At 67.0% G+C, this 22,902-nt stretch carries 22 protein-coding genes; 7 read left to right on the top strand and 15 right to left on the bottom strand.

The window, feature by feature from the left end; genetic code table 11:
* Nucleotides 1–2: 2 nt before the first annotated feature.
* The 5 genes from rodA to ACFO0A_RS09300 all read right to left on the bottom strand — a co-directional run bounded on the left by rodA (nt 3) and on the right by ACFO0A_RS09300 (nt 5,833).
* On the bottom strand, nt 3–1,124 hold the full coding sequence (gene rodA, locus ACFO0A_RS09320) for a rod shape-determining protein RodA (RefSeq protein WP_379538737.1): 1,122 nt from the start codon (nt 1,122–1,124) through the stop codon (nt 3–5).
* The gene (gene mrdA / locus ACFO0A_RS09315) at nt 1,124–3,241 is read right to left on the bottom strand and encodes a penicillin-binding protein 2 (RefSeq protein WP_379538736.1); all 2,118 of its coding nucleotides are present in this window, start codon (nt 3,239–3,241) and stop codon (nt 1,124–1,126) included. Before mrdA ends, rodA begins: the two co-directional genes overlap by 1 nt.
* On the bottom strand, nt 3,238–3,819 hold the full coding sequence (locus ACFO0A_RS09310; protein ID WP_379538735.1) for a rod shape-determining protein MreD: 582 nt from the start codon (nt 3,817–3,819) through the stop codon (nt 3,238–3,240). The genes mrdA and ACFO0A_RS09310 overlap by 4 nt, the downstream gene beginning before the upstream one ends.
* Nucleotides 3,816–4,718, bottom strand: coding sequence for a rod shape-determining protein MreC (gene mreC, locus ACFO0A_RS09305; RefSeq protein ID WP_379538734.1), 903 nt, complete (start codon nt 4,716–4,718; stop codon nt 3,816–3,818). Before mreC ends, ACFO0A_RS09310 begins: the two co-directional genes overlap by 4 nt.
* A gap of 68 nt (nt 4,719–4,786) precedes the next feature.
* Nucleotides 4,787–5,833, bottom strand: a complete 1,047-nt coding sequence (locus tag ACFO0A_RS09300; RefSeq protein ID WP_379538733.1) for a rod shape-determining protein — start codon at nt 5,831–5,833, stop codon at nt 4,787–4,789.
* A gap of 189 nt (nt 5,834–6,022) precedes the next feature.
* Here ACFO0A_RS09300 and mutL point away from each other — a divergent pair, with 189 nt between their 5' ends.
* Both mutL and ACFO0A_RS09290 read left to right on the top strand, forming a co-directional pair.
* Nucleotides 6,023–7,819: a DNA mismatch repair endonuclease MutL gene (gene mutL, locus ACFO0A_RS09295; protein WP_379538732.1), complete on the top strand. Its 1,797-nt coding sequence runs from the start codon at nt 6,023–6,025 to the stop codon at nt 7,817–7,819.
* Nucleotides 7,806–8,318: a hypothetical protein gene (locus ACFO0A_RS09290; protein WP_379538731.1), complete on the top strand. Its 513-nt coding sequence runs from the start codon at nt 7,806–7,808 to the stop codon at nt 8,316–8,318. Before mutL ends, ACFO0A_RS09290 begins: the two co-directional genes overlap by 14 nt.
* A 7-nt stretch (nt 8,319–8,325) precedes the next feature.
* Here the strand turns inward: ACFO0A_RS09290 and ACFO0A_RS09285 are convergent, their stop codons facing one another.
* The 3 genes from ACFO0A_RS09285 to ACFO0A_RS09275 form a co-directional block, all read right to left on the bottom strand.
* Nucleotides 8,326–8,787 carry a MaoC family dehydratase gene (locus ACFO0A_RS09285; protein WP_379538730.1) on the bottom strand — a complete coding sequence of 154 codons (462 nt, stop codon included), beginning with the start codon at nt 8,785–8,787 and terminating at the stop codon, nt 8,326–8,328.
* 77 nt (nt 8,788–8,864) lie between these two features.
* Nucleotides 8,865–10,325, bottom strand: coding sequence for a hypothetical protein (locus tag ACFO0A_RS09280; protein ID WP_379538729.1), 1,461 nt, complete (start codon nt 10,323–10,325; stop codon nt 8,865–8,867).
* Between the two features lie 13 nt (nt 10,326–10,338).
* Nucleotides 10,339–11,094 carry a MauE/DoxX family redox-associated membrane protein gene (locus ACFO0A_RS09275; RefSeq protein WP_379538728.1) on the bottom strand — a complete coding sequence of 252 codons (756 nt, stop codon included), beginning with the start codon at nt 11,092–11,094 and terminating at the stop codon, nt 10,339–10,341.
* A 53-nt stretch (nt 11,095–11,147) separates the two neighbouring features.
* Here ACFO0A_RS09275 and ACFO0A_RS09270 point away from each other — a divergent pair, with 53 nt between their 5' ends.
* On the top strand, nt 11,148–11,549 hold the full coding sequence (locus tag ACFO0A_RS09270) for a MerR family transcriptional regulator (protein ID WP_379538727.1): 402 nt from the start codon (nt 11,148–11,150) through the stop codon (nt 11,547–11,549).
* Here ACFO0A_RS09270 and ACFO0A_RS09265 read toward each other — a convergent pair.
* Together ACFO0A_RS09265 and ychF are read right to left on the bottom strand one after the other, a co-directional pair.
* Complete coding sequence (locus ACFO0A_RS09265; RefSeq protein WP_379538726.1) at nt 11,546–12,361, bottom strand: DUF1206 domain-containing protein; 816 nt, start codon at nt 12,359–12,361, stop codon at nt 11,546–11,548. The genes ACFO0A_RS09270 and ACFO0A_RS09265 overlap by 4 nt on opposite strands.
* A gap of 106 nt (nt 12,362–12,467) precedes the next feature.
* Nucleotides 12,468–13,568 (bottom strand): redox-regulated ATPase YchF, encoded by a 1,101-nt coding sequence (ychF, locus tag ACFO0A_RS09260; protein WP_379538725.1) that lies wholly within the window; start codon nt 13,566–13,568, stop codon nt 12,468–12,470.
* Nucleotides 13,569–13,704: 136 nt separating this feature from the next.
* Between ychF and ACFO0A_RS09255 the strand changes: the two genes are divergently transcribed.
* Nucleotides 13,705–15,216: a tetratricopeptide repeat protein gene (locus ACFO0A_RS09255; RefSeq protein ID WP_379538724.1), complete on the top strand. Its 1,512-nt coding sequence runs from the start codon at nt 13,705–13,707 to the stop codon at nt 15,214–15,216.
* Nucleotides 15,217–15,270: 54 nt separating this feature from the next.
* Here ACFO0A_RS09255 and ACFO0A_RS09250 read toward each other — a convergent pair whose 3' ends face one another.
* From ACFO0A_RS09250 to ACFO0A_RS09240, 3 genes are all read right to left on the bottom strand, one after another.
* Complete coding sequence (locus tag ACFO0A_RS09250) at nt 15,271–15,978, bottom strand: cistern family PEP-CTERM protein (protein WP_379538723.1); 708 nt, start codon at nt 15,976–15,978, stop codon at nt 15,271–15,273.
* Between the two features lie 130 nt (nt 15,979–16,108).
* Nucleotides 16,109–16,678: an aminoacyl-tRNA hydrolase gene (pth, locus tag ACFO0A_RS09245; RefSeq protein ID WP_379538722.1), complete on the bottom strand. Its 570-nt coding sequence runs from the start codon at nt 16,676–16,678 to the stop codon at nt 16,109–16,111.
* Between the two features lie 57 nt (nt 16,679–16,735).
* The gene (locus ACFO0A_RS09240; protein ID WP_379538721.1) at nt 16,736–17,362 is read right to left on the bottom strand and encodes a 50S ribosomal protein L25/general stress protein Ctc; all 627 of its coding nucleotides are present in this window, start codon (nt 17,360–17,362) and stop codon (nt 16,736–16,738) included.
* A gap of 129 nt (nt 17,363–17,491) precedes the next feature.
* On the opposite strand from ACFO0A_RS09240, the gene ACFO0A_RS09235 reads away from it, so the two are divergent.
* Nucleotides 17,492–17,875 carry a VOC family protein gene (locus ACFO0A_RS09235; protein ID WP_379538720.1) on the top strand — a complete coding sequence of 128 codons (384 nt, stop codon included), beginning with the start codon at nt 17,492–17,494 and terminating at the stop codon, nt 17,873–17,875.
* Here ACFO0A_RS09235 and ACFO0A_RS09230 read toward each other — a convergent pair.
* Nucleotides 17,859–18,734, bottom strand: a complete 876-nt coding sequence (locus ACFO0A_RS09230; protein WP_379538719.1) for a TraB/GumN family protein — start codon at nt 18,732–18,734, stop codon at nt 17,859–17,861. The genes ACFO0A_RS09235 and ACFO0A_RS09230 overlap by 17 nt on opposite strands.
* A 5-nt stretch (nt 18,735–18,739) precedes the next feature.
* Nucleotides 18,740–19,693, bottom strand: coding sequence for a TraB/GumN family protein (locus tag ACFO0A_RS09225; RefSeq protein ID WP_379538718.1), 954 nt, complete (start codon nt 19,691–19,693; stop codon nt 18,740–18,742).
* A gap of 142 nt (nt 19,694–19,835) precedes the next feature.
* On the opposite strand from ACFO0A_RS09225, the gene ACFO0A_RS09220 reads away from it, so the two are divergent.
* Together ACFO0A_RS09220 and glyS are read left to right on the top strand one after the other, a co-directional pair.
* Nucleotides 19,836–20,723, top strand: a complete 888-nt coding sequence (locus tag ACFO0A_RS09220; protein WP_379538717.1) for a glycine--tRNA ligase subunit alpha — start codon at nt 19,836–19,838, stop codon at nt 20,721–20,723.
* On the top strand, nt 20,720–22,774 hold the full coding sequence (gene glyS, locus ACFO0A_RS09215) for a glycine--tRNA ligase subunit beta (protein WP_379538716.1): 2,055 nt from the start codon (nt 20,720–20,722) through the stop codon (nt 22,772–22,774). Before ACFO0A_RS09220 ends, glyS begins: the two co-directional genes overlap by 4 nt.
* Nucleotides 22,775–22,902: the final 128 nt, after the last annotated feature.

Raw genomic sequence — 22,902 nt, 5'->3', positions numbered from 1 at the left:
GATTACAGCAGGCCGCTGCTCCCGCGCCGCTGATGGCCCCAGCGCTGCACCGCCATGATCACGCCGATGCAGATCATGTTCGTCATCATGGAACTGCCGCCGTGGCTCATGAAGGGAAGAGGGATGCCGACGACGGGCGCCAGGCCCATCACCATCATGAGGTTGATCGCGACGTAGAAGAAGATCGTGAGCGTCATCCCTGCGGCCAGCAGGCGCGAGAAGCGATCGGGCGCGGCCTGGGCAACCCGGATGCCCCAGCGCAGGACGAGCGCGAACACTCCCAGCACGAACAGGCCGCCGAGCATGCCCCACTCTTCCGCCATCGTTGCAAAGACGAAGTCGGTATGCGGTTCCGGCAGGTAGTTGAGGTGGCTCTGCGAGCCCATGCCGAACCCCTTGCCGAAGAAGCCGCCCGAACCGATCGCGATCTTGGACTGGGTGATGTGGTAGCCGGTGCCCAGCGGATCGCTTTCCGGATCGAGGAACACGAGAACGCGATTGCGCTGATAATCGTGGAGCAGCGTGAAGAACGCGATCGGTGCGGCGATCAGGCCAGCGAGGCCCCCACCTACGAACCAGCGCAACGGCAGGCCCGCGAGGAACATGACGACGATCCCGCCGAAGCCGATCGCGAGCGCGGTGCCGAGGTCGGGCTGGAGCATGACGAGGCCCATCGGCAGCCCCATGATCGCGAACGCGGGAACGACTGCGCGCCAGCCGGAATTCTCGCTGGGCGGCAACAATTCGTAGAACCTGGCCAGGGCAAGGACGATGCCAGGCTTCATCAGTTCCGACGGCTGAAGCGTCATGAATCCCAGGTTGAGCCAGCGCTGGCTGCCGCCGCCGATCGCGCCGAGCGCTTCGACGAGGACGAGCAGGATGCATATCGCGACGTATCCGGGAAACGCCGCAAGCTGGAACAGGCGCTGCGGCAGTCGCGCGATGACCATCGCCATGACCAGGAAGACGAGGAAGCGCAGCACGTGGGTCAGGGCCCACGGCTCGAGACTGCCGCCGGCCGCGGAATAGAGCACGGTCGCCCCGAACAGGACGAGCGCGAGCAGCGGGAGGACGACGTGCCAGGGCTGGCGCGCGATGACGGTAGGGACGACCGAAGCCTGCATCAGTTCGGGCCTCCTGCCGGAACGGGAGAGGGCAGGACGATCGCTGGCACCGGCGCCGGTTGGGGCTCGGCTGGAGCGGCGACGGCCACCGGCTCGGGCGCGGGGGACGCGGCGGCGGTTTCGGCGGTGCGCGGCTCCTGCACCACGTTGCCGACGGGGTTCACGGCGCTTTCGATCTGCGATTCGACGGGGCGAGGGGCGCTGGTGCCATACTTTGCCTCGGCCGCGGCATACTTGGCCCCCATCCGCTGCTCGATGTTGCCGCCCCAGCCCTTTTCGTAGCCTTCGAGGACTTCCATCGCCTTTGCCGGATCGAACAGGAACGTCATCACGTCACGCGCGACGGGGTAGGCGGCACCCGAACCTCCGCCGTGCTCGATCACCACTGCGCAGGCATATCGCGGCTTGTCGAACGGGGCAAAGCAGATGAAGTGGCCGTGGTCGCGGTGCTTCCACAAGCCGCCCTTGCCGTTGCCGATATTCAGGCCGACGACCTGCGCGGTGCCGGTCTTGCCCGCGAGCAGCACGTCGGGCACCGGCAAGCGCGCCTTTCCCGCGGTGCCGCGGCCGTTGACGACCTCGCTCATCGCCGCATGGACAAAATCGAGATGATCCTGCGGGATCCCCAGCGACTGGATCTGCGGCGGCCGCCGGTCGAGGAGAAGGCGGGGCATCAGGGCGTTGCCGCTGGCGATGCGGCTCGCCATCACCGCCTGCTGCAGCGGGTTCACCAGCATGTAGCCCTGTCCGATCGTGGCGTTGACGGTGTCGTAGATCGCCCACGGTTGATCGTACTTGCGCTGCTTCCACGCCGGATCGGGAACGGTGCCATAGGACTGGCCTGCAACGGGCAAGGGGAATTCGTGGCCCAGGCCAAGCCGGCGCGCCATCGCCGCGATCTTGTCCATCCCGATCTGCTGGGCGAAGTGATAGAAGTAGACGTCGCAGCTCTGGTAAATGCCCTTGGCCATGTCGGTCGAGCCGTGACCGCGATGGTTCCAGCAGTGGAACACGCGGTTGCCGACGCGAAGTCCGCCCGCGCAATTCACCGCGGCATGGGGATCGAGACCCGCCTCCAGGAACGACAGCGCGACCATCGGCTTGACCGTGGAGCCCGGCGGGTAGAGCCCGCGCAGGACCTTGTTGCGCAAGGGCACATGGTCGTCGTCCGACAGCATCTTCCATTCGATCCGGCCGATGCCGTCCGAAAAGCTGTTCGGATCGAAGCTGGGCATCGAGGCGGCGCAAAGGAGGTCGCCGGTCAGGCAGTCGATCACCACCACCGATCCGGATTCGATGCCAAGGCGGCGGGCGGCATAATGTTGCAGCGGACCATCGATCGTAAGCTGGACCGACTTGCCTGGCACGTCCTCGCGCGTGTCGAGGTCCTTCACCACCCGGCCGCCGGCGGTCACTTCGGCCCGGCGCGCGCCTGGAATGCCGCGCAGCCGCGCCTCGAACTGTTTTTCGATGCCGTCCTTGCCAATCTTGAAGCCGGGCGTGATCAGGAGCGGATTGCGCTCGCGCTCGTATTCCTCGGCCGATACCGTCCCGACGTAGCCGATAAGGTGGCCCACCGCGGCGCCGGTGGGGTAGAAGCGGCTGAAGCCCCGCTGGGGCACGACGCCAGGCAGATCGGGCAACCGCACGCTGACCGCCGCGAACTTGTCCCAATCGAGCCCGCTGGCGACCTCGACCGGCTGAAAGCCATGGGCCTTCTCGAGCTTGTCGGTCAGGTCCTGGATCGCCGTGGGCGAAAGCTCGAGAAGCTGCGCAAGCTCAGCGATCGTGGCCTTGGGATCGACGAGCCGGTCGGGGACCAGATCGACCCGGAAGTCCGCGCGGTTCGATGCCAGCGGAGCGCCGTTGCGGTCCAGCACCCAGCCGCGCCGGGGCGGGATCAGCGTCAGGTTCACCCGGTTGCTTTCCGAGGCCAGCCGGTATTTCTCGTTCTCCGCGACGGCGAGATAACCCATCCGCGTCGCCAGCAGGATCCCGACCCCGCCCTGGACCGCACCGAGGACGAAGCTGCGCCGGTTGAAGGTCTGGGTCAGCGCGATCGACGTCGGCGCGGGGCGGGCGGGACGCGCGCCCTTGCGGCGAAACGGCAGCTTCATCGGCCGACCGTTCGGATCGGCACGAGCCGGAGGCGGTCAAGCATGGCGACCAGGCGGGTAACGATGGGATGCGCGACGATCGAAAGCACGAGCTGCGGCGCGATCGTGCGCAGCGGGCTCGATCCGCCGGTCATGTTGGCAAAGGCGAGGCTGAGGACGAGGTAGGCGATGATCAGCCCGCTCGCGACCAGCCAGTCCTGGAAGAACCCGCGCCACGGCACGCGCACGTCGACGAACTCCATCAGGATCATCGCGCCGGACCACAGCAGGATGGCGCTGCCGAACGGTTGCCCGCTGAACAGGTCGTCCCACGCGCCGAGGGGAAAGCCGGCCCAGATCGGCAGCATTCCCGGCCGCAGCATCCGCCAGCCGAGCAGCGCCATGAAGCCCAGCGGGGGTAACAGCGGGCTGGACGTGAACATCGGGGAATAGGGGCTCATCGAAAGGAGCATCACCGAGACCCACGGTACTACGGCCGCGAGCAGCGGCGAAGGGGCGCGGTTGATGCGCTTGCGAAAACGCCCGCCAACCCGGTCCTGAACCCCGCGGGTAAGCGTCGCGGGCCGGAGCGCCTTCACGGGGCCGCACCTTCCCCCGGCACTACCGGGCGCTCGGGGGCCGTCGTGGGCTCGGGCAAGGGCACGAACACCGGGTCGACTATGACGAAATCGGCGGCGGCGGGGTCGCTGACGATCCGCGCGATCGCTCCGTCGCGGGTAAGCGTCTCGACCACCGCCACGGGGATGTTCGGCCGATAGAGCCCGCCCGAGCCAGAGGTCACGAAGACATCCCCGATCTTGAGCGGATTGATCCCCATGTTGATCAGCTTCACCACCAGCCGACCGTCCGAGCGGCCCTGCGAAAAGGCCGCGACCCCGTCGCTTGCGCGGCGGATCGGCACGACGTTCTCGGGATCGGTGACGAGGAGGACGCGCGCGGTGTCGGGACCGACTTCGAGCACGCGCCCGATCAGGCCGGTTGCCGAGCGGATAGGCTGGCGCACGCTCACGCCTTGCCGCGCGCCGGCGTCGATCGTAGCGAAGCGGCGCGTGCTGCTGGTAGTCGAGGCGATCAGCCGGGCGGCGGCCACGGGCTTGCCATCACGTTCGATCACCCCGAGCAATGCCTTCAACCGGCGGTTCTCCTGGGCCAGCGCGGCGGTTTCTACCTGCCGCGCGCGCGCCATGTCGACTTCGCGACGGAGCGACGCGTTTTGGCTCGCCGCCTGGAAGTAATCGCCGATCCCGGCGAAGAAGCCGCGGCTTGCGGTGCGGGTGTGCGATCCCGCGACGCCCAGCGGCGCCGCTGCTTCGGCCGCGCCGCGGCGGAGAAAGGCGAAGCTGCCCGGGTCGACTACCGAGACGATCAGCAGCACCAGCCCGGCGCCAGCCCCCAACACCGCGAGGACATAGCCAGTAAAGATGCTGTACTGCGCCCTGCGCGAAAAGCCCGGGCGCCGGTCGCTGCGCGGCGCCATTTACAAGTGTCCCCTTTCGCCGCCCCCGCTAGCGAAAATCCCCCAACGATGGATGAACGTGCCCCGCCTCAAGCGGTCATCAGCACGCCGCGATAGACCGGGTCTTCCATGGCGCGCCCCGTACCCAGCGCCACGCAGGACAGCGGGTCTTCGGCCACGCTGACCGGCAGGCCCGTCTCCTCGCGCAGATGTTCGTCCAGCCCCTTGATCAGCGCGCCGCCGCCGGTGAGCACGATACCCTGGTCGACGATGTCGGCGGCCAGTTCGGGCGCCGTGTTCTCCAGCGCGATCCGCACGCCTTCGACGATCTGGCCGATGGGTTCGGACAGCGCTTCAGCGACGTTGGCCTGGCTGATGGTGATTTCCTTGGGCACGCCGTTCACGAGGTCGCGGCCCTTGATGTGGATCGTCTCGCCCACGCCGTCGGCGGGAACGATGGCGGTGCCGTAGTCCTTCTTGATCCGCTCGGCGGTCGCTTCGCCGATCAGCAGGTTGTGATGGCGGCGCACGTAGCTGACGATGGCTTCGTCCATTTTGTCGCCGCCGACGCGCACGCTGGTGGTGTAGGCGAGGCCGCGCAGCGAAAGCACCGCGACCTCGGTCGTGCCGCCGCCGATGTCGACGACCATGCTCCCGACAGGCTCGGTCACCGGCATGTCGGCACCGATCGCCGCGGCCATCGGCTCGACGATCAGGAAGACCTGACTGGCGCCGGCGTTCGACGCAGCATCGCGGATCGCGCGGCGCTCGACCGAGGTGGAGCCCGACGGCACGCAGATCACGATTTCCGGATAGCGGAACATCGACTTCTTGCCGTGTACCTTCTGGATGAAGTGCTTGATCATGGCCTCGGCCACCTCGATGTCGGCGATCACGCCGTCGCGCAGCGGGCGGATCGCCTCAATGCTGTCCGGGGTCTTGCCCATCATCATCTTGGCGTCGTCGCCGACCGCCTTGACCTTCTTGATGCCGTTGATCGTCTCGATTGCCACCACGGACGGTTCGTTCAGCACGATGCCGCGATCCTGAACGTAGACGAGGGTATTGGCCGTCCCCAGATCGATGGCCATGTTCTGGGAACCGAACTTGAAGAATCGCGAGAACATCGATGCCATCTATGCGTTCCGTAAGCTATCCAGCCGCTTATCGAGTTTGGTGCACGACAAGCGCTCGCCGGTAAAAAGGCGGGAGAAGGCGCGGCCATAACCGAAGCGGCGGGGAAAGGCCAAAAATTTGTCCGCAGCCTCCGGGTTATCCCCACCGACCGTCTCGAAAAACCGTTAACTCGTCGCTACGCAGGGGACATGGCCAGAATCCGCCGCCTTCCCGAAACGCTGGTCAACCGCATCGCCGCCGGCGAAGTGGTCGAACGCCCCGCGGCCGCGCTCAAGGAACTGGTCGAAAACGCGATCGACGCAGGCGCTGCGCGAATCGCCGTGCGCATCGGCGAGGGCGGTCTTTCGCTGCTCGAAGTGACCGACGACGGTTGCGGCATGGACCGCGACGAGATCGCGCTCGCGCTCGAACGCCACGCGACCTCGAAACTGCCCGACGAGGCGATCGAGAACGTCGCGTCGCTGGGCTTTCGGGGCGAGGCGCTGCCTTCAATTGCCAGCGTCGCGCGTCTCACGGTCGAAAGTCGGTCGCAGGGATCGGACGAAGGCTGGCGGCGGGTGGTCGACCATGGCGACGTGGTTGCCGACGAGCCCGCGGCAGTGCCGCCGGGTACGCGCATCCGGGTCGAAGACATCTTCGCCCGCGTCCCTGCACGGCGCAAGTTCCTGCGCTCGGCGCGCAGCGAATACGCCGCCTGCCTCGACGTGATGCGCCGGCTTGCCTTGGCGCGGCCGGGCGTCGGCTTCCTGTTCGAGCATGACGGACGCCGCGCGATCGACGTGCAGCCCACCACCGACATGGCCGCGCGTGCGGCGCAATTGATTGCCCGCGAGCTTGCCGACAACGCAGTGGCGGTGGATTTCGAGCGCGGGCCGGTGAGGCTGAGCGGCATCGCGGGGCTGCCCACTTACAACCGCGGCGTGGCGGACCATCAGTACCTGTTCGTCAACGGCCGCCCGGTGAAGGACCGGCTACTCGTGGGCGCGGTGCGCGGCGCCTATTCCGACATGCTCGCGCGCGACCGGCACGCCGTGCTCGCCCTGTTCGTCGACGTTCCGCCGAGCGAAGTCGACGTGAACGTCCATCCGGCCAAGACCGAGGTGCGCTTCCGTGATCCGGCCGCGATTCGTGGGCTCATCGTCAGCGGCCTGCGCGAGGCGCTCGGCACCGCCGACCGGCGCAGCGCCCAGGCGCCCGCAGCATCGGCGATGCGGCAGTGGCAGTCCGAGCCGCTCGCGCCCGACGCTATGGCGCGCGGAATCTTCGGCGGCGCCGGATGGGGCGGGGACGGCGCCGGCGCTGCAGCGACGCTGCGCGAGGCCGAGCCTCCCCGCGCATGGCAGGGACAGCCGCTGCAAGGACGTGCCGAGCCCGCTTTGGAGGCGGCGCCCGTTACCGAAGAGCACCCGCTGGGCGTCGCGCGCGGGCAGATCGCGAACACCTACATCGTGGCGGAGGCGGCCGATGGGCTTGTCCTCGTCGACCAGCATGCCGCGCACGAGCGCCTCGTCCTCGAACGCCTGCGTGCCGGCGGGGCGGGCGAGGGACCCGCAGCGAGCCAGGCGTTGCTTCTTCCCGAGGTAGTCGAACTCGACGAGCCCGACTGCGACAGGATCGAGGCGCAGGCCGAGACGCTGGCGCGGATGGGTCTGGTCGCCGAACGATTCGGCGCTGCCGCGATGCTCGTTCGCGCGGTCCCCGCCGCGCTCGCCAAGGGCGATCCCCACGCGCTGCTGCGCGACATTGCCGACGACCTGGCACAAAACGGCGACGCGCTGCTTCTTGGCGAGCGGCTCGACCTGGTGCTGGCGACGATGGCCTGCCACGGTTCAGTGCGGGCGGGGCGCGTCCTTTCGGTCGCCGAAATGAATGCCCTGCTGCGCGAGATGGAAGTGACGCCGCGTTCGGGCCAATGCAACCATGGCCGCCCTACGTGGGTTAAGCTGTCGATGGCGGAAGTGGAGAAGCTGTTTGGCCGACGTTAAAGCCGCGATGGCACTTGGCCTTGCGATCCTTGCAGGCGGGTGTTCGTCCGAACCCGATGCGGCCGAGAAGGCGCGCCGCGAAGCGCGCGACATCGCGCAAGTCGAGGCGATACAGAAGCAGAAGCCGCCCCCGCGAATGATCGCGCCGCAACCGATTCTCTACGGGGATATCGAGCGCAATCACCTGTTCGGCACGGGCTGCAGCTTCGCTCCGGGATCGAGCATGGGCGCGGTCCTGCTGACCAGGGCCAAGGTCTCTTACATGAAGCTCGACGACCGGATCGTGCGGCTTGCCTCGGACCCCGGCAGCGCGAAACTGCCCATGGGAACGTGGTCGCATTATTCGGGCAAGGAACTGTCGGTCGCGCTGACCCGGTCGACGGAGAGCGGCGACCGGCTCGGCAGCGAGACGCTGCGTTGGCCAGGCCACCTGACCGTGACCGATCCGTTCGACCAGGTCGTTTACGACGAGGACGGTCAGGTCCAGTGCGGCTCCTGATCGCGGGCTAGGCCTCGGCTGCCGCCTGATCCCGTACCTGGATCAAACCGGTGGTGCGCATGCTCATCACCATCTCGTCGTTCTGGTTGAAGACGCGCACGTCCGACCGCATGATCCCCATTTCAGGGCGAGAGGCGCTGCGCCGCTTTTCGAGCAGTTCGACCTCGCAGCGCAGCGTGTCGCCGGGATAGACCGGCTTGATCCAGCGCAAATTCTCCATCCCCGGCGATCCGAGCCCGGCCTGCTTGTTGGCCTTGAGATTGTCGACCATCATCCGCATCGACATCGCGCCGGTATGCCAGCCGCTGGCCGAAAGCCGCCCGAAGTGGGTCTGGGCCGCCGCCTCGTCGGACAGGTGAAACGCCTGCGGGTCGTACTTGGAGGCAAATTCCAGCACCTCCTCGCGCGTCACCGCATAGCTGCCGAACCGCTGGATGCTGCCGGGGACAAGGTCTTCGTAATACTGCATGGTCGCGCGTGCTCCTGATCGTGCGCGCATAAAGCACGGCCGCGGTTGCCCGCAAAGCCGTGCATTTTGCCAATCGGTCAGTCGCCCAGGCTGAGCTTCGCGAAGACGGTATAGCCCATCGGGTGACGGCCATAGTAGGGATCGAGCGCGTCGGGTTTCATGAACGCCGCGACCGTCCCGCCCAGCGCCAGGTTGAACGTCTCGCCCAGCGGCAGCCGGTAGGCATAGCCGGCCTGCAGCTTGGTCACGCGAAACTTCTGGTCGTGCAGGGGGCTTGCGTGATCAGGAAACAGCTCGTCGTTCGCGACGTTCTCGGCCCGCGCGAAAAGCGTGTGATGCTTCGTCAGGTCCCAGTTCGCCTCGCCCAGCCATGCGGTCAGCGTCGTCCCGGGCGACCGGTCCTTGGCGCTGAACGCGGCCATTGCGGAAAGGCCGTTGCCGCTGTTGTAGTGCGCCGAGACGGTCGTGCGGTTCTCGTCCTCGCCCGGATGCGTCTCCTCGGGCTCCTTGATGTGGCCGTAGCTGGCCTGCACGAGCCAGGCAGGAGAGGGGGCAAAGCTCGCCCGAACGCTCCAGCTGTCCAGCTTTGGCGATTCGATGTTCCAGCGGAACTCGTCGGGCTCGCGTCCGCGAAACGCGCTACCCTCGAACTGGAAGCGTTCATTCGCGATGCCGGCGGTGACGACGCCGTAAGTGATGTGGGTCGAATCGAACCAGTGATGGGTGATCGGCGCTTCCGGATTATATTTGGCGGAAGCGCGGTGCATGAACGCGCTGGGTCCCAGCGCGGGCTCGCCCACCGGGCCGCCATAAATGAAAACGCGGGTTCCCTCGGCGACATCGAGGTCGAGGCGGGCAGCAAGCTCCATGAACAGGTCGTGCGGATGCTGGCGGTCGACAAGCGGCTCTCCATAAGCGACCTCGCCCGTGGCAAACAGGTTGGGGTAGCCATCGTGGCGCATCAGCGGCTCGGCGCTCATCATCGTGCGTGCGGTTAACTTGCCGCCTTCGAACGGACGCTCGTAGGTGAGCATGGCCATCGACTGGACATAGGTCTTGTCGTCGCCGCGCGGACCGCCCTGGTCGGTGTGGACGCCCCAGGCAAAGCCGTGAAGCATCAGCGATCCTTTACCCAGCGGCAGGTGAAGACCATGATCCATCGCTTCGTTGGCCGGGAGGCGCGACGTGCCGGAACCCTCGCCGCCCATTGCCATCCCTGCCATCGCGGCGTCGCTTCCATGGTCCATGCCGGGCATCGAATCCATGGACTCCATGCCGGAGTGATCCATCTTCGAGTGGTCCATCTTCGAATGGTCCATCGTCGAATGGTCCATGGCGGAATGGTCCATGCCGCTCATGTCCATCGGAGCCGGAACCGGGGCCGAAGAAGGGCTGGGGGCCGGCGCCGGTGTGGGCGAAGGTGTTGGAGCGGGGGCCGAATGGGCGGAGTGGTCCATCGGCGCCATCTGCGCGTACGCGGGGCTGGCCATGGCGATCGCCAGTGCGGTCGCCGCAGTGGCGGTAAGTTCAAGCTTCACAAGTTACTCCCTGTCAGAAATGTCGGGCCAGCATCCACAGCGCCATCGCCACCATCATGACGTTCTCCGTCAGCGAGACGAAACCCAGGGGAACGTTGCTGGATCCCCCGACGCACGCGCACTTGATTTCGCGCTTCTGGATATAGACGGCGTAATAAACCGAAATCGCCCCGACGCTGCCGATGAACAGCGCGACCGGGATGGACAGCCAATCGAGCGCATGCGCCGCCATCAGCACTCCCGCGCCCGCTTCGGCGAAGGGGTAGATCGTCGCATATGGCACCCAGCGACGGGCGAAGAGATCGTAGCCCAGGAACATCGTCGCAAAGCGGTCGACGTCCTGAAGCTTGAGCATGGCCAGCAGCGCCATCGCAAAGGCGATGCACCATTCCCCCGCGCGGACCGTGAAGGGCTGCCCGAAAGCGGCGTAGCTCGCCGCCAGCGCCAGCGCCGCCGCGATCGCGAACACGGCAATGACCGGACGATAGCTGGTCGCATCGGGATCGGCGACTTTCAGCCCGAAGTGCCGGCGCAGGTCGTCGTGGCCGCCGATGCGCTTGCCGTCGATAAAGGTCTGCGGCGTGGTCTTGACGCGATGCTTGGCCTTGAAGGCATCGGTCTCCTCGCGCGTCGTCAGCCAGCGGTCGTCCACCTTGTAGCCCCGCTTGCGCAGGAGGTGCAGCGACTTGAGGCCATAGGGACAGACGTGCTTGGGCATGACCATGCGGTAGAGCGTGGCGGTTCCTTCTGGGGCAGACTTGTGTTCCATGGCGGGGCCTGTAGCATCCGTACCGTGGTACGGAGTCAATAGGGAGTGTCCGCATGCCGGCGCTGACGATCTCGGAACTTGCCCGCGCGGGTGGGGTGGGCGTGGAAACGGTCCGTTACTACCAGCGCCGGGGCCTGATCGACAATCCTCGCGCCGGGGGCGGTACGACATCGGGCATCCGCCACTATGGCGAGGACGACACGCGGCGGCTTCGTTTCGTCCGTTCGGCCCAGAAGGCGGGATTCACCCTTGAGGAAATCCATGAGCTGCTGGCGCTGGACCGTACCGGGGACCGGCCGCGAGCGCGCCGGATGGCGCAGGAGCGGATCGCACTTCTCGACGCCCAGATCGCCGAACTTTCCAAGGCTCGCGAATCCCTCAGCCGCCTGGCGCGTGAATGCGCTGGAAGCGCGGCGGGACCCTGCCCTATTCTCGAGGCGTTCGGCGTCGACTAGCTGGCGAGTGCGGCCGCCTTGGCCCTGCCGGCCTTCACGACGTCGACCGGCGGCACGATGCGGTAGCGCGCGAGAAGAAGGCTGAACACGCCGAACAGGATCATCCCCGCCGCCGCCAGGACATAGGCGGTGTCGTGGCCGCGCAGCGCCGCCAGCGCGCTGCCAAGCCCGCGCGCGGCATGGTGATCCTCTGTCCACGCGGCGCGAAGGAACGACCAGCCGACGATGGCGAAGACGACGGCGCGAGAGGCCAGACCGATCTGGCCGATGGTGCAGACGAACGGCGGCGCTTCGGCCGAGCAGCCTTTCATGTGGCTCTTCCTCCAGGCCTTGCGCAACTGCTCGGCCGCCGCGCCGAAGAACACGATCCCCACCAGGATCAGCACCCACGAACCCATCGGCATCGACAGCACGGTCTGCGCGGCCTGCTCGCTTGTCCGGTCGCCAGCATTGTTGGCTGGCTTGGCGCCCTGAAGGTATTTCCATCCCGTGAAGGCCAGGAAAAGGTGAGTGAATCCGCTGCCCACCTGCAGGGCTCGACCGCCAAGGCCCTTGGGCTCGGAACCCTTGTGATCGATGTCGAAAACGCCGCAGGCGAGGCGGTAGATTCCATAGGCGACGAGCCCGACAAGCGTCGCGCCGAGGATCAGGGAGCCCGCCGGCATGTCATGCAGGGTATCGAACACCGCGCCCTGGCCCTCGTCGGTTCGCGAACGGGTGTTGAGCGCGATCCAGCCCAGCAGAATGTAGAGAACCCCACGCGCGGCGAATCCGAACTTCGCCAGCCAGTCCAGCCGGCTTATCTTTGCCATCGGGCACTCCTCTCGATCCCTGTCATCGCGAACGCGCGCCGCGCGCGCCCGGTTCCGGTGAAGGAGCGCAAAGTTGCGCGTCAGACGTTGAACTTATAGTTGCGCGTCAGACGTTGAACTTGAAGTGGAGCACGTCACCGTCCTTGACGACGTATTCCTTGCCCTCCTGGCGTAGCTTGCCCGCGTCGCGCGCGCCGCTTTCGCCGTTCAGCGCGACATAGTCGTCATAGGCGATGGTTTCCGCCCGGATGAATCCGCGTTCGAAATCCGAATGGATCGCGCCAGCCGCCTGGGGCGCTTTGGCGCCTTTCTCGACCGTCCAGGCCCGCGCTTCCTTGGGGCCGACGGTAAAGAAGGTGATGAGGTGCAGCAGATCGTAGCCGGCGCGGATGATGCGGGCGAGGCCGGCTTCCTCCAGGCCGAGCTCGGCCAGAAACTCGCCGCGGTCCTCGACCGGCATCGTCACGATATCGGCCTCGATCGCGGCGGAGACGACGACCGCGTTCGCGCCCTCGGCCTTGGCCTTCGCGAATACGGCTGCCGAGTGGGCGTTGCCTTCGCCTGCCGCCGCTTCCTCGACGTTGCAGACATAGAGGACCGGCTTGGCGGTGAGGAGCTGGGCCTGCGCGAACAGGCGCGTTTCCTCCTCGTCGGCCAGTTCGACCAGCCGTGCGGGCTTGCCGTCGCGTAGCAGGTCGAGCGCGCGGTCGAGGACCGCGGCCGATGCCTTGGCCTCCTTGTCGCCCTGCTGGCCCTTCTTGATGAGGTTAGGGACGCGCTTTTCCAGGCTGTCGAGGTCGGCGAGCATCAGCTCGGTCTCGACCGTCTCGGCATCGCTGATAGGGTCGACCTTGTTCTCGACATGCTGGATGTCGTCGTCCTCGAAGCAGCGCAGGACGTGGACGATGGCGTCGACCTCCCGGATGTTGCCGAGGAACTGGTTGCCGAGGCCCTCTCCCTTCGATGCGCCGCGGACGAGGCCGGCGATGTCGACGAAGCCGAGCTGGGTCGGAATGATCTTCGCGCTGCCGGCGATCCCGGCAAGCGTGTCGAGCCGGGGATCGGGAACGCCGACATTCCCGACGTTCGGCTCGATCGTGCAGAACGGATAGTTCGCCGCCTGCGCCGCCTGCGTTTCGGTCAGCGCGTTGAACAGGGTGGATTTGCCGACGTTGGGCAGGCCGACAATTCCGCAACGAAAACCCATTGGATGCTCCGATAATCCGTGAAAGCGCGGCCCATAGGGCAGGGGCGGGGCAATTTCCATCGCCGTCGGAAGGGGGCGGGCGAGCAATGCCGCCGCCTTCACCCAAATTTCAGTCCTTGATGGCACAAGCGCGGCGATGAAAACCACGATTCCCCTTGCTCTAGCACTGCTGCTCGCCGGTTGCGGCGCCGATCCCCAGACCCGGGTGGACCGCGCCGAAAAGGCGATGGCGGCGCATGACCACCGGGCGGCGCAGATCGATCTTGCCGCCGTCCTGGCGGATGACCCGGGCAACGCGCGCGCACTCCTGCTCTCGGCTCGCAACGCGCTGGCGCAGGGCGACGGCGATGGCGCCCGCGCGGCACTGAACAAGATACCGCAGGTGTCGCGGCCTCGGGACTGGTCGCTGCTGGCAGCCGAGGCCGCGCTGCTGCGCGAAGAGCCCGACGAGGCGCTCCAATTCGTGGCATCGCAAAGCTCTGCCGAGGCCCTGCGCCTGCGCGCGCTGGCGCAAGCGGTGACGGGCGACGACGAGGCAGCGGCACAGACCTTTGCCGCAGGGCTGGGCGCGCCGGGCGACAAGGCACGGCTCTATGCCGACTATGCCCGCTTCCGCCTGCGCAGTGGCGACACGGGCGGCGCGCGGCAGATGGCGGACCGGGCGCTTGCGCTGGCTCCGGCCACGCTCGATTCGCTGCTCGCCGATGCTCAGGTCGCGACCGAACAGGGCGATCTTGCCCGCGCCCTGCGCAGCTATGACAAGGCTGCGGCGGGCTATCCCGGCAACCTTGCCGCAATGACCGGACGAGCGGGCGTGCTGGGCGACCTGGGCCGCACGGCCGAAATGGATGCCGCGATCGCGCAGATCGCCGCACTTGCTCCCGATTCACCGCAGGTCGCCTACCTGCGCGCGCGCTCTGCTGCGGCGCGCAAGGACTGGGCGAAGGTCCGCGATATCCTCCAGCCCGGAGAGGCGACGCTGGCGAGCCGGCCGGACGCGCTGCTGCTCTATGCCGAGGCGATGCTGGGGCTGGATCAGTCCGAACAGGCCCGCGCCTTGCTTGCGCCGTTGGCCCGGCGCGAGCCGGGCAACCGCATCGCCGCGCTTCTGCTTGCCCGCGCCCAGTTCGATGGAGGAGACCCGAAGGCCGCCGTGCAGACGCTGTCTCCGCTCGCGTCGCGGCCCGAAGCCGCGCCCGAGGTGCTGACGTTGATGGCGCGCGCGGCCCAGGCTGCGCAAGACCCGCGCGCCGGCGAGTTTGCGGCGAGGGCGAAAAGTCCGACGCCGCAGGCGCTGGCGGCGGAACTCGCGCGCGGCGACAGTGCGCTCAAGGCCGGCAACTGGCAGGCCGCCAGCACGGCCTACGAGCGGATCCTGGCGGTCACGGACGGACGCAACGTGCTCGTGCTTAACAATCTGGCCTTCGCGCAGGGCAAGCTCGGCAACGGCAAGCGCGGCCTCACCTACGCGTTGCGCGCGCTCAAGCTGGCGCCGGCCAACCCGGCTGTGATGGATACGGCGGGCTGGCTGATGGTCGAGACCGAAAGCGATCGCTCGCAGGGAACCGCCCTGTTGCGTGAAGCGGCGGCCAAGGCCCCTGGCAATGCCGCCATCGCCGCGCACCTGGCGCAGGCCGAGAAGGGCTGAAACGAAAAAGGGCCCGGCGCGAGCCGAGCCCTTTTTTGTCGGGAACGCGTGCGATCAGGCGTAAGCGACGCGCGTCCGTACCTGCGGCGCCGCGCGACGGCGACGCATGAGGGCGATTCCGATCAGGCCCAGGCCGAAAAGTCCCAGCATGCCCGGTTCCGGCACCGGGGTGCCGCCAGTGCTGGTCATCGTGCCCGAGCCGCTGGCGGAGCTGATGTTGCCCGCGCCGGTGATCGACTGATAGCGAATGTAGAAGTCGCTGAGCGTAAGCGATGAAACCGGCTGCGAGAAGTTGAGCGAGAAGCTGCCCGTGCCGGTCTGGTTCTGCGCGATGCCTCCGCTGCCGCCGCCCGAGCAGGCGCCGGTCGCTGCATCCTTGAAACACACGTCGACCGAGCCGATCCCGTTCGGATAGCTCGACGAGACGGTGGGATAGGCATAGGCGCCAGTGCTGGTCGCGCTGGTGATGTCGGGGTTCGTGTTGAACGCGAAGCTCGAGATCCGCGAGGTCAGCGGCGCGCTGGTGGTGTTCGTGACGCTGTAGTCGAAGTTGTAGGTATTGCCGTCGATCCCGGTCAGCTTGAAGCTGGTCGAGCCGGTGAGACCATCGACTGTCGTTCCGTCGGAGAACCCGTTGTAGGTCAGCGAGAAGGTCTGCCCGATGTCGCCCGAATCCAAGGTGATCGCATCGGCCCATGCGGGCGTGGCGGCGAGGATGGCGGCGCCGGCGAATGCCATGGCGAGGTTGCGGCAGGTCAGCATGGCGTTTCGCCCCCAGAAAACTGAAACAAGGTTGACGCCACAAGACGCAAACAGCGTGCCAGTTGCAGGTTTCCAGCGCGGGCGATGGTTAACGCAGAGGCCGTATGTAAGCTGGGCCGACGGCTTGCAGCTATTCGCCCAAGCGCATAGCCAGGTCGTTCATGAAACGGACGTCGTCACCCCTGGCCAACCAATCGGCCTCTGATGCGATCGCGCCGAGCAGGTCCGCCAGCGGATCGAGTTCGGACTTCGCATAATTGCCGAGAACGTGACCGGTCACGCGGTCCTTGTGGCCGGGGTGGCCGATGCCGATGCGCACGCGGCGGAAATCGGGGCCGAGGTGCTGGTCGATCGAGCGCAGCCCGTTGTGGCCCGCGGTACCGCCGCCTTGCTTGACCTTGACCTTGAACGGCGGAAGATCGAGCTCGTCGTGAAACACGGTCAGCGCGTCGGTGCCGAGCTTGTAGAAACGCAGCGCCTCGCCGACCGAGCGGCCGCTTTCGTTCATGTAGGTAGCGGGCTTGAGGAGGACGATCCGCTCGCCCCCGATGCGCCCATCCTGGACCCAGCCCAGAAATTTCTTCTGCACCGCTCCGAAGCCGTGAACCTCGGCAATCGTGTCGGCCACCATGTAGCCGACGTTGTGCCGCTGCATCGCATGCAGCGCGCCCGGGTTACCGAGGCCGACCCAAAGTTGCATGGCGGAGGAGGGACGCCCCTTCCCGTTCGCGTGGCGACGGGAAGGGGACTGTCCGGATTACTCGCCGTCGCCTTCGGCGGCAGGCGCTTCTTCGTTGTCGCCCGCTTCGGACTTCAGGGCCGAGGGAGCAACGATCGTCGCGATGGTGAAATCGCGGTCGGTGATCGCGCTGGCCGAACCGGTCGGCAGCTTGACCGCCAAGATGTGGATCGAATCGCCGACATCGAGGCCGGTCACGTCGATTTCGATCTCGCCGGGGATCTTGTCCGCGTCGCAAACCAGATCGAGCTCGTGGCGCACGACGTTGAGCACGCCGCCGCGCTTCAGGCCCGGTGAATCGTCTTCGTTCACGAAGATCACGGGCACCGCGACTTCGACCGTCGCGTCCTTCGCCAGGCGGAGGAAGTCGACATGGAGCGGACGGTCGTTGACCGGGTGGAAATGGACGTCCTTGGGCAGCGTGCGGATCGACTTGCCGCCGACTTCGACCATGACGATCGAGTTGGAGAAGTGTCCGGTGCCGAGCATGCGCGAAAGGACGCGCTCTTCGACATGGATGCCAAGGGGTTCTTCCTTGCCGCCATAGACGACACAGGGGACGCGGCCTTCACGACGAAGCGCGCGGGAGGCTCCCTTGCCAGCCCGCTCGCGCTTCTCGGCCGCCAGGGTAAGAGCTTCGCTCATGATCCAGGCTTTCTATTACGAGGTTGCACGTTTCCGCCGCCACGCCTCCAGGGATGACCATGGCCGGGGAAGTGCGCGCGGTTAGGGGCAAATCCCGGAAAAAGCAAGCACGGCGGCGGGCGGGGTGATATGTCCGCCCCGATGCCGGTTGTCGCGATCGACCACGTTCAGCTTGCCATGCCGCCCGGCGGAGAGGATCGGGCGCGTGCGTTCTATAACGCGCTCCTCGGAATTCCGGAGGTTGCAAAGCCGTCGGCGCTGGCCGCGCGCGGCGGATGCTGGTTCGAGGCTGGCGCCCTCAAGCTCCATCTCGGGGTCGAGGCTGACTTTCGCCCGGCGCGAAAGGCCCATCCGGCGTTGCGCGTGGAGGGCCTGCGCTCTCTCGTCGCCAAGATCGACGCTGCCGGTTACCGGGTGACCGAGGATGCCGGCCTGGCGGGGCACGACCGGGTCTATGTCGACGATCCCTTCGGCAACCGGATCGAGCTGCTCGAGCCTATTGGACCCGATTGACCGTGAACCCTCGCGCGCCGAGCAGCGCGGGAAGCCCGTCGATCCCCGCCACGTGCGCTGCGCCGACCGCGACGAAGGGACGGTGGCCTTCGCGCATCATCCGTTCGACCGCTGCCGCCCACGCCCGGTTGCGCTGGACGAGGAGGGGGCCGCGCAGCCGCTCGTCGGCGAGCATTCCGCCATGCGCCTCGCGGTCCATCGCGGCCATGTCGCCGTCGCTCCACGCCTTGATCAGGCGCGCGGACTCCTGCTTGTCGGTCGTTTCGGCGACCACGGAATCGAGCAATGCCCGTTGCGCCGGGGCGGGCAGCGCGTCGAACACGCCGAGCTGCCCTTCGATGGTTTCCAGGCCCACGACCGGCCGCTTCCCGGCCTTGGCCAGGAGCGCCTTGTCCGCGCCGTTGGCGTTGTCGTAGCCCTCGTCACTCTCCACCGCGAGGCTGAGGGTGAGCGCGGCAGCCCAGTCCTCGAGATTGGCGAACTGGCCGGGATCGAGCCGCGTCCGTGCCATCGCGGCGCGCAGGGCCTCGCGCAGCGGCGGGCTCACCCGGTCGGCGAGCGGGGGCTGACCCGGCGTGGTACCGAGCCTCAGGAAGGCATCGCGCGCGGCCGGGCCGTCGTCGACCCCGGCGACCTCGAGCACGATCGTGTCCGATGCGGCCAAGGCCCCGTCGATCGCGGGACTCTGCCAGGCAAGGTCCGCGGGCAGGGCGTGGACGGTTCCGAAGACCCAGGCGCGGGCGCCCGACGGTCCGCTCACTTCCCATAATGCCGGATGCGCGGTCTGGGCGGCCTCGCGCTTGCAGCCCGCGAGGGCGAGCAGCGCGAAGACCGCGGCGATGATCGGTGCGCGGCGCACTCCTGCTATTGCAGACGCTGGGCAGCGATGCCCTTTGCTGCAAGCGCGGTCTGGACGCTGTCCGGGCCGGCGAGGTGGCCTGCGCCCACCGCAAGGAACACGGTGCCGGGCTGCTCCATCCGCTTGCCGATCCAGTCGGCCCAGGCATGGTTGCGCTGGGTCAGCAGCGCCTTGACGAGGACGGGATCGCTGGTGTCGGCGTTCATTTCCTGCGCCAGCTTGTCGGCATCGCCCTTGCTCCATTCGCCGATCAGCGATTCGATCTGGGTGGTCACGTTGTCGAGGTTGGCGACGACCTGGCGCAAATAGGAAAGCTGGCTGGCCTCGGGCAGCGAATCGAACAGCCCGAGCTGGTAGGCAACCGTCTCGAGCGCACCCTGCTGCTTCTGCTGCGCCTTCGCCTTGGCGGCGAGCTGGATTTCCACGCCCTGGTCGATCGCATAGCCGGCTCGCATCAGCGGGAGTGATGACAGCGCGACCGCGGCGTACCAGGGCTTGAACTTGTCGATCGCGGCCGCGGGGATCGAGGCCTTGGCCAGCGCCGCGTCATAGGCCGCCCGGTCAGCGTCGCTGAGCTTGGCGCGCAGGCTCTCGCCCTCGGGCAGCAGGGCCCGCGACATCAGGGTCTGCGCGGCGTCGAGGCTGCCGACGTCGGCGACCTCCGTCACCAGTTCCTGCGACCCGTCGAAGGCCTTGGCGACCGGGCCGTCGAACCAGGCGATTCCCGGTTTGAGCGCGTGGATCGTCCCAAACAGGTAGATCGTGGTGTCGGCGTCCTTGACCGCCCACAGCGCGGGGCGGGCTGCGACGGCAGGAACCGGCGCCACGGGCGCGGCAGGCTTTAGCTGGGTTGGAACCGCGGCAGGCAGCGCCTGCGGATCGGCGAGGGCAGGCGATCCCAGCGAAAGCAGGCCAAGCGTCGCGGCCGCCTTGCGCAGGATCGATTTCCAGGTCCGCATCGTCTTGGTTTCCTTTGCTCGCTGCATTTCGCAATGCGCTATGCTGTCGGTGCCTTAACGGGTCATGTCCGCTCCGTCAGCAGCGCTTGCTGCGGCGCAGCGGGATTGACCGCGTTTCGGCCATCGGCCATGGCGCTGCGCCATGACTGACGGCGTTCCCGCGGCCCATCCGGGCAAGTCCTTCCAGGACATGATCCTGACGCTCCACGCGTTCTGGAGCGCGCAGGGGTGCCTCATTCTCCAGCCCTACGACATGCGCATGGGCGCCGGCACCTTTCACACCGCCACGACCCTGCGGGCGCTTGGCCCGGATCCGTGGAACGCCGCGTTCGTCCAGCCCTGCCGCCGCCCCACCGACGGGCGCTATGGCGAGAACCCCAACCGCCTGCAGCACTATTACCAGTACCAGGTGATCCTCAAGCCGAGCCCCGCGAACCTTCAGGAGCTTTATCTCCAGAGCCTCGCCGCGATCGGGATCGACCCGCTGCTCCACGACATCCGCTTTGTCGAGGACGACTGGGAATCGCCCACGCTCGGCGCCTGGGGGCTAGGTTGGGAAGTGTGGTGCGACGGGATGGAGGTGACCCAGTTCACCTATTTCCAGCAGATGGGCGGGTTCGACTGCAAGCCGGTCGCGGGCGAGCTCACCTATGGGCTCGAGCGCCTGGCGATGTACATCCAGGGCGTCGACAGCGTCTACGATCTCGATTTCAATGGTCGCGGAACGACTTACGGCGACGTCTTCCTGGAAAACGAGAGGCAGATGTCGAAGTGGAACTTCGAAATCGCTGACACCGAGACGCTGTTCGACCAGTTTCGCAAGGCAACCGCCGAGTGCGAGAACTGCCTTGCCAACAACCTGCCGATCCCGGCCTACGAGCAGGCGATCGAGGCGAGCCACACCTTCAACCTGCTCCAGGCGCGCGGGGTGATCTCGGTCCAGGAGCGCGCGAGCTACATGGGCCGGGTGCGCGACCTCGCCAAGGGCGCCTGCGCGGCGTGGATGACGCATAACGGGTGGGCGGCGTGAAGGACTTCCTGCTCGAGCTGCGCTGCGAGGAAATCCCCGCGCGAATGCAGGCCGGCGCGCGCCGCGACCTCGAGCGCCTGTTCCGCGATCACATGGCCGCCGCCGGCGTCACGCATGGCGACGTTACGGTCTTCTCGACGCCCCGCCGCCTTGCGCTGATCGCGCGCGCCCTGCCGGCCCAGACCGCCGCGGTGCGCGAGGAATTGAAAGGGCCGCGGATCGGCGCGCCCGAACAGGCAATCGACGGCTTCCTGCGCAAGACCGGGCTGACCCGCGAAGTTCTCGAGGAACGCGGCGGAACTTATTACGCGACAATCGAAAAAGCCGGACGGTCGACCGCCGACGTGCTGGCCTGGGCGATCACCGCCATCGTGCGCGCGTTTCCCTGGCCCAAGGCGATGCGCTGGGGCGCCGCGTCGATCTCGACCGAGAGCGCGCGCTGGGTGAGGCCGCTTTCGGGGATCGTCGCGATCCTGGGCGAAGACCTGGTGCCGCTGGAGATTGCGGGCATCGCCAGCAGCTTCGCCACACTGGGCCACCGCTTCCACCATCCCGGCGCGATCACCATCGGCGGGGCCGACGATTACGCCGAGAAGCTGCGCGCGTGCCACGTGATCGTCGACCATGCCGAGCGCGAGGCGCTGATCCGCGAACGGGCGGGCGAGGTCGCGGCCGCGGCAGGGTTCACGCTGGTCGCGGACGAGGGGCTCGTGGTCGAGAATGCGGGCCTCACCGAATGGCCGGTCCCGCTGCTTGGCCGGTTCGACGCCGCGTTTCTCGAGGTTCCACCTGAAGTCATCCAGCTCACCGCGCGTACGAACCAGAAGTATTTCGTCTGCCAGGACGGCTCGGGCAAGCTCGCCGACGCGTTCGTCTGCACCGCCAACATCGAGGCGCGCGATGGCGGCGCCGCGATCGTCGACGGCAACCGCAAGGTCCTTGCCGCCCGGCTCTCCGACGCGCGCTTCTTCTGGGAGCAGGATCGCAAGACTAGCCTTGCCGGTCACGCAGAGAAGCTCGAGCGGATCACCTTCCACGAGAAGCTTGGCACCGTCGCGCAACGTCAATTGCGCTTCGTTGCTCTAGCGGATGATTTCCAGGGGCAACTCCCTGGAGCCGTCAACGCTGCGAAATTGGCAGCTGCAATTCTAAAGGCTGACCTAGTTACCGAGATGGTTGGGGAGTTCCCCGAACTTCAAGGGCTTATGGGCGGCTATTACGCTGAGGCCGAAGGCCTGCCTCGGGAAGTCGTGGCTGCCGTTCGGGATCATTACAAGCCCGTAGGCCAATCGGACGCTCTGCCAATTGAAGATAGCGCAGTACTTACGGCGCTCATCGACAAGACTGACGCGCTTGTTGGCTTTTTCGGAGCGGATTTGCGACCGACGGGCTCGAAGGACCCGTTTGCACTGCGCCGCGCTGCTATTGGCGTTATTCGGCTCGTTACCGAGCGCGGCTTGCGTCTGTCGTTGACGCGCCTGTTCGATGCAGCCGCCCAGCTTTACAGAAATCAGAATATCGATGTCGCGAATTCGTCGAGCGATTTGCTCGAGTTCTTCGCCGACCGCCTCAAGGTCCAGCAGCGCGAGGCCGGCGTCCGCCACGACCTGATCGACGCCGTGTTTGCGCTCGGCGGGGAGGACGACCTTGTTCGCCTGCTCGCGCGCGTCCACGCGCTTCAGGCGTTCGTCGCCACGCCCGATGGGGCGAACCTGCTCGCCGGCTACAAGCGCGCGGCCAATATCCTCAAGAAGGAGGATTTTGCCGTGGCCGGGGAAATTGCGCTTTCCTACCCGCTCGAACCCGCCGAAAGCGCGCTGATCGAGGCGCTCGATGCTGCCGAACCGAAGGCCCGCGAGGCGATCGGGGCCGAGGACTTCGCAGCCGCGATGAGCGCGCTCGCCAGCCTGCGGGGTCCGATCGATGCGTTCTTCGATGCCGTTATCGTCAACGACCCCGACCCGGCGCGCCGCACGTTCCGGCTCGGCCTGCTCGACCGGTTCCGCCGGGCGGTGCACCAGGTCGCCGACTTCGGAAAGATCGAGGGTTAGGATATTTCAATTCCGCGCTCGCGCGAAAATCGCCGAAGCGCCGGAACTAGCTAGGTTGTTCAAGGACTTGGCCAGATGACACCGAGAGTTACAGGTGTCACTTGTGTCACCCTGGGAGACGGTACGCG

Origin of the sequence: Novosphingobium tardum (assembly GCF_042652045.1) — a bacterium.
Classification (GTDB): Bacteria; Pseudomonadota; Alphaproteobacteria; order Sphingomonadales; family Sphingomonadaceae; genus Novosphingobium; species Novosphingobium tardum.
This window is presented reverse-complemented; position numbering and strand designations above follow the sequence as displayed.